This window comes from Mesorhizobium sp. M7A.T.Ca.US.000.02.2.1 (assembly GCF_003996995.1).
Taxonomy (GTDB): Bacteria; Pseudomonadota; Alphaproteobacteria; order Rhizobiales; family Rhizobiaceae; genus Mesorhizobium.
In genome coordinates this window covers 1-5,287 of record NZ_RZTT01000404.1, presented here as the reverse complement: position 1 = coordinate 5,287, position 5,287 = coordinate 1, and the positions used below count along the sequence as shown (strand labels likewise).

The following is a 5,287-nucleotide window of genomic DNA, read 5'->3' as shown; positions in this document are numbered from 1 at the left end:
CACCCGCATCGCCGTCAGAAGATTCATCTTGCCTTCCCCTCGCCGGCGCGGCCCCGCCGCCATCGGCTGCGTCCTGTAGAGAACAGCGCCCAGCAACGACGCGGCAAGGGCATTCCACCGAATTTGGGCGTAAAATCAACAATGGGAGAACCGATATGACATCCAGACCCCTTCATCCCGCGATCGGCACATTTGCGAAAGGCGCGAAGAGCGGCGCGCTTGGCCGCCGCGAGTTCCTGGCGCTGGCCAGCGCCTTCGGCGCCAGCACGGCAATTGCCTATGGGCTCATCGGTCAGCCGGTCCCGGCGCGAGCCGAGGAAGCCGTCCAACCCAGGAAGGGCGGCGTGGTGCGTGTTGCCATGCAGGTGATGGAGCTGGAAGACCCGCGCAAGTTCAAGGTTTCGCAGATGGGCAACATCGCCATGCAGTTTCTCGAACCGCTGGTGCGCTGGAAGCCGGATTTCACCTTCGAGCCGGTGCTGCTGCAGAGCTGGGAGATCAATGCGGACGCGACGGAATATGTGCTCAAGGTGCGCCCGGGGGTGAAATGGTCGAACGGCGACGATTTCACCGCCACGGATGTTGCCTTCAACATCACGCGCTGGTGCGAGAAGGATGCCGCCGGCAACTCGATGGCCGGGCGCATGACCGCGCTGATCGATCCCGACACGAAGGTGGCGCGCACTGGCGCCATCGAGGTTCGCGACGGCCACACCGTGGTCCTGAAACTGTCTCAGCCCGACATCACCATCATCCCGGCGATGACCGACTATCCGGCATTGATCGTCCACCACGCCTTCAATCCGAAGGCGGCGCCACTGTCGGCCAACCCCGTTTGCACGGGCCCGTTCGAGCTTAAAAGACTCGATGTCGGCGTTGCTGCCTCGGTGCGCAAGCGGCCGGACGGGTCGTGGTGGGGCGGCGAGGTGTTCCTCGACGGCATCGACTGGACCGACTACGGCACCGACTCGGCCGCCACCGTCTCCGCCTTCGAATCCGGTGAGATCGACCTGAACGGCCAGACGCAGTCCTATGACGTCGCCATGCTCGACAGGCTGGGCCTGAAGAAAAGCGAGATCGTCACCGCGGCCACCCTGGTCTCGCGCTGCAACGTCAACGCCAAACCCTATGACGACAAGCGCGTGCGCAACGCCATACAGCTTGCGGTCGACAACGAAGCGGTGCTGCAACTGGGCGCCGACGGCATGGGTATCGTCGCGCAGAACGATCATGTCGGACCGATGCATCCCGAACACGCCGACTTGCCGCCGATCAAACGTGATCCGGTCCGGGCCAGGGCATTGCTCGAGGAAGCCGGCCAGCTCGATTTCGAGTTTGATCTGATCTCGGTCGAAGCCGATTACCGCAAGGAAAGCTCCGATGCCGTCGCCCAGCAGATGCGCGACGCGGGCTTCAAGGTGAAACGCACCGTCATCCCGGAATCGGCATTCTGGAACGACTGGACGAAGTATCCCTTCGCGACCACCAATTGGAACGCCCGACCGCTCGGCATCCAGACCTATGCGCTTGCCTACCAGACCGGTTCGGCATGGAACGAGACAGGGTTCGCCGATCCCGACTTCGATGCCAAGGTCCACAAGGCCAACGCCATCGCCGATCCGGAGCAGCGCCGTGCGGTGATGAAGGAACTGCAGGTCATGCTGCAGGATTCCGGCATCATCGTTCAGCCCTACTGGCGAAAGCTGTTCTGCCATATGAAACCTGCCTTGATGGGCTACCAGATGCATCAAGCCTATGAGCAGGACTTCACCCGGGCCTGGCTCGCCGCCTGATCGCGGACAACCCTCCGACAGGGCGGCGCATTTTCCGGCGCCGCCCTTCGTCTGCTCACCGGGAAAATTGCGCCGAAGCGTCGGCATCAAGGGCGTTCGAGGAGCAGTGCAGGCTTCGCATCGGGCATGATGCACAGGTGCGGCCACACGCGCCATGCCTTGGCAGGTCGGCCGGAATCCCGGGCCGCTGCACCGGACCGGCTGGCACATCAAGCGTGTGAAACATTCTGGTTTCCGCCTCTGTCATCATCAAGCTCCGGTTCATGGCTGGAGCTTACTTTTGACTGATGGAAGTGAAACCCGCTTTCCCGGGCAACGACCTTCCCGAAAACCGGGAGAATTCGCGCTCTTGGTGCCGACAGGAACCGGAGCGGCAAGATCGAGCCGCATGAGCGGTCTGCCGCCGCCTGATGTTTATGCCGGATCTCAACAGGTCTCTGCCGCTCAATTGAACTGAATTCGCCTGCTTATTGCGCGGAACTCCAGCCTGTCTCGGGCGTTGGACGCCAATATCTGCAAGATATTTTCCGGTCGACGACAGGCAGTATTATGAAGCTGGCGAAACGCCCCGAGCCACACACGGTCTTCGGACATGAAGCAATTTTGCGGTTGAGATCGCGGGACATGCGGCGTTATTTCCATCCTATCTGGAGACCTTAAATTGCCAGTTCGAATATGCTGCGTCTTTGGCAGCTGGCAATTGCTCAGCCTGGTTGCCTCTCTTCGCCAGTCAACAATGGATGGAAGCTCCCCGGCGGATGAGGAGCATGAGGATTACCTTCTGCTCTATGAAACGGCCGGCGTTTCCGAGCATTTCAAGACCGGTCTTGCTGAACTTGCGTCTACAGTATGGACCTGGAAACGGATCATATGGGCATACGACCTTCTGACGTCCGAGCGTAAATATGGGCAACTGCAAATTTTCCGGATCCATCGTCTGATCCGAGACACAATTGGCATCGACGCGAGTTCCGCGGTTGAAATCTGGGCCTGCTTCGTTAACCGGCCATCGGAAAAAATACTGCTGGACTCATACCCAGAAGCCGAGATCGTTTTGTATGAGGATGGCTTGACGTCATACCTTCCATTCGAAGTATCAACCATGTCACGGCCGCCAGGCACCAGGTTTAGACGGCGCATCACCGGAGCCTTGATTGCAGGACTCTCTACAATTTCACCGGCGTTCCGACTGAGGAAAGCGGCCGACAAGATAGAAAGACACCATCTGAGACGGGTGACAAAGTTTTATTCTTCGCTCCACGAAATCCCCATTCACGATGCTCTGGAGAACGTACCAAGATTCCAGGTCGGCGCTTCGCTGATGCGCGACGTAATAGATGAAGCCTGCAGAGATGCGCTTTCCGGCGGCAATGAACATTGCCGTGCGTCAGCCAACCCACGGATCCTGCTGCTCGGCCAGGCATTGTCGCGAAACGGCATAATGTCGTACGCGCAAGAGGCGGCGATCTATAGACGCATTGCGGAGCAGATCGTTGAGAGAGGATACGACGTCGTCTGGAAGGAACATCCCAGAATAAGCACGCCCTTCTTCCCCGAATTGCTGGATACCATCGGCAATGTGACAGCCGACGCCAGCACCAGGATCATGGAGGCGAACCTTCCGCACATATATCCGATAGAGCTTGTCGTATCCCGGATGAACATTGTTGGGTGCGTCTCCGGCACGTCAGCTGCCCTTCTCTACCTGAAGTGGCTTTACGGCATCAAAACATACACATTTGCGGAAACCTTGATCCCCCTGATGACTGGCGCGGATATTCTAATGAGCGAAATGGTGAAAGCCCATGCGGAGCCCTTTTTCAGCACTCCAATCTTTGAACGAGACGCAGACGGGGATCCGTTGAACGGCGGCAACGCCGCGCTACGTCCCGGCGCATCAAGACCAGGATGAGGCGGAACAGACCTGGCTGAAAAGGCTCAAGCAAAATTGCGGCTTTGAAAGACAACGCCGTCGATCTGAGTTTCAGCCTGAACCGCCAATACCGAGCCGGTTTCGACCTTCGCGGCGGGCAGGCACAGATTGGAGCAGAATGAGACTTCATCCAGCCGCCGAACGGATTGCTTTTTTCAGCACGCTTGTCGCTGTTCTTGTCCTTGCACTGGTGCCTATACCCGGACTCGAGGAGTACGGGATCGATATCGGTTTCCATTACGACAAGCTGAATCACGCCAGCGCCTTTGCCGTCATGACTTTCCTTGGAGGGCTCGGCTGGCCTGATCGCAAGGTCAGGCTGATCGTCTTCCTTGCAGTTGTTGGAGCGGCGATCGAGGTCCTCCAGGGCACGGCGGTGATAGCGCGCGATCTGGATGTGCACGACTGGGTTGCCGATTGCGTCGGCATCGCGTGTGGCCTCGTGGCCGTGATCTGTGTGAACTGGATCTTCCGGCGCAGAGGTTGAGCCGGTTCTCAGCCTTATGTGCACGGCGCCGATAGCCACAGGAGTTCGCCCCCGGCTCCATTGACTCGGCCAAATCGGATTGCAACGATCCGATCCGAGAGTGGGCGTTTTTTCTACCTTGGCCGGACAGATGAAGCTTCGGGCGCGGCACCCAGGAAGCGCGCCATCAGTATTGAGGGACGATGACGATCAAGATCAGGCTTCCGGGTGGCGTGTTGAAGGTCAAGCAACGTCATGAGTTGCGGCGACGGGAGCACAAGGGCGAAGTCCCGGTCTGGCAGTTTGGCAAATATTTCGTCATCTGGTGGCCCAGTACAATTCCCGATCGACCCTCCAAGAGCTCGAATACTAACGAGGAGCTTGAAATGAACATTCCATCAACTGGAGAAAGCACGTAAGCTCTATGCATCATGGCTTTGCGAATCAGATTGCCGGGGGGCACACTGAAGGTGAAGACCTACCGCGAACTGCGTGATCGCGAGCGGGATCGCAGGGTGCCTGTGCTAAAACTGGGATCGCTCTATTTCGTCTGGTCCTCGGCCAAGCATCATTCGCACAGGCACAGTCCGCGGCCCTGACATTTTTTGCCGGGCGAAAACCGCTTGCACACTTTTCCTGAATTGCTCCGGAGCGGCCCCTTCGCAGGCAGCGCGACCTGGGTCAGCTTGCCTCGCGCATCGCCTCGGCCGCCTGCAGGTCGACCGACACCAGTTGGCTGACGCCCTGTTCGGCCATGGTCACGCCGAACAGCCGGTTCATGCGCGCCATGGTGATGGGATTGTGTGTGATGATGACGAAACGCGTCTCGGTGGTGGCCGCCATCTCGTCCATGAGATTGCAGAAGCGCTCGACATTGTGATCGTCGAGCGGCGCGTCGACTTCGTCGAGCACGCAGATCGGCGCCGGATTGGTCAGGAACACCGCGAAGATCAGCGACATCGCCGTCAACGCCTGCTCGCCGCCGGACAGCAGCGTCATGGTCTGCGGCTTCTTGCCGGGCGGGCGGGCAAGGATTTCGAGGCCGGCCTCGAGCGGATCGTCGGATTCGATCAGCTGCAATTCCGCCGTGCCGCT

The 5,287-nt window shown here is 59.2% G+C and carries 4 protein-coding genes and 1 pseudogene; 4 read left to right on the top strand and 1 reads right to left on the bottom strand.

Annotated elements, in window-relative coordinates:
- The first annotated feature begins 155 nt into the window (after nt 1-155).
- The 4 genes from EOD15_RS27770 (at nt 156) to EOD15_RS27755 (ending at nt 4,611) form a co-directional block, all read left to right on the top strand.
- Nucleotides 156-1,793, top strand: a complete 1,638-nt coding sequence (locus tag EOD15_RS27770; protein ID WP_127319733.1) for an ABC transporter substrate-binding protein — start codon at nt 156-158, stop codon at nt 1,791-1,793.
- Between the two features lie 700 nt (nt 1,794-2,493).
- Nucleotides 2,494-3,705: a polysialyltransferase family glycosyltransferase gene (locus EOD15_RS27765; protein WP_185929097.1), complete on the top strand. Its 1,212-nt coding sequence runs from the start codon at nt 2,494-2,496 to the stop codon at nt 3,703-3,705.
- Between the two features lie 139 nt (nt 3,706-3,844).
- Nucleotides 3,845-4,213: a hypothetical protein gene (locus tag EOD15_RS27760; protein WP_127319731.1), complete on the top strand. Its 369-nt coding sequence runs from the start codon at nt 3,845-3,847 to the stop codon at nt 4,211-4,213.
- Between the two features lie 182 nt (nt 4,214-4,395).
- A complete protein-coding gene (locus EOD15_RS27755) occupies nt 4,396-4,611 on the top strand; it encodes a hypothetical protein (RefSeq protein ID WP_127319729.1) in 216 nt (71 codons plus the stop codon).
- Nucleotides 4,612-4,873: 262 nt separating this feature from the next.
- Here EOD15_RS27755 and EOD15_RS27750 read toward each other — a convergent pair.
- Nucleotides 4,874-5,287 (bottom strand): annotated as a pseudogene (locus tag EOD15_RS27750) (chromosome segregation protein SMC); the annotation flags it as partial.

Excerpts from the sequence above, each read along its gene's own strand:
- EOD15_RS27755 (WP_127319729.1), top strand. The coding sequence starts at position 4,396 with ATGACGATCAAGATCAGGCTTCCGGGTGGCGTGTTGAAGGTCAAGCAA.
- EOD15_RS27770 (WP_127319733.1), top strand. The coding sequence starts at position 156 with ATGACATCCAGACCCCTTCATCCCGCGATCGGCACATTTGCGAAAGGC.
- EOD15_RS27760 (WP_127319731.1), top strand. The coding sequence starts at position 3,845 with ATGAGACTTCATCCAGCCGCCGAACGGATTGCTTTTTTCAGCACGCTT.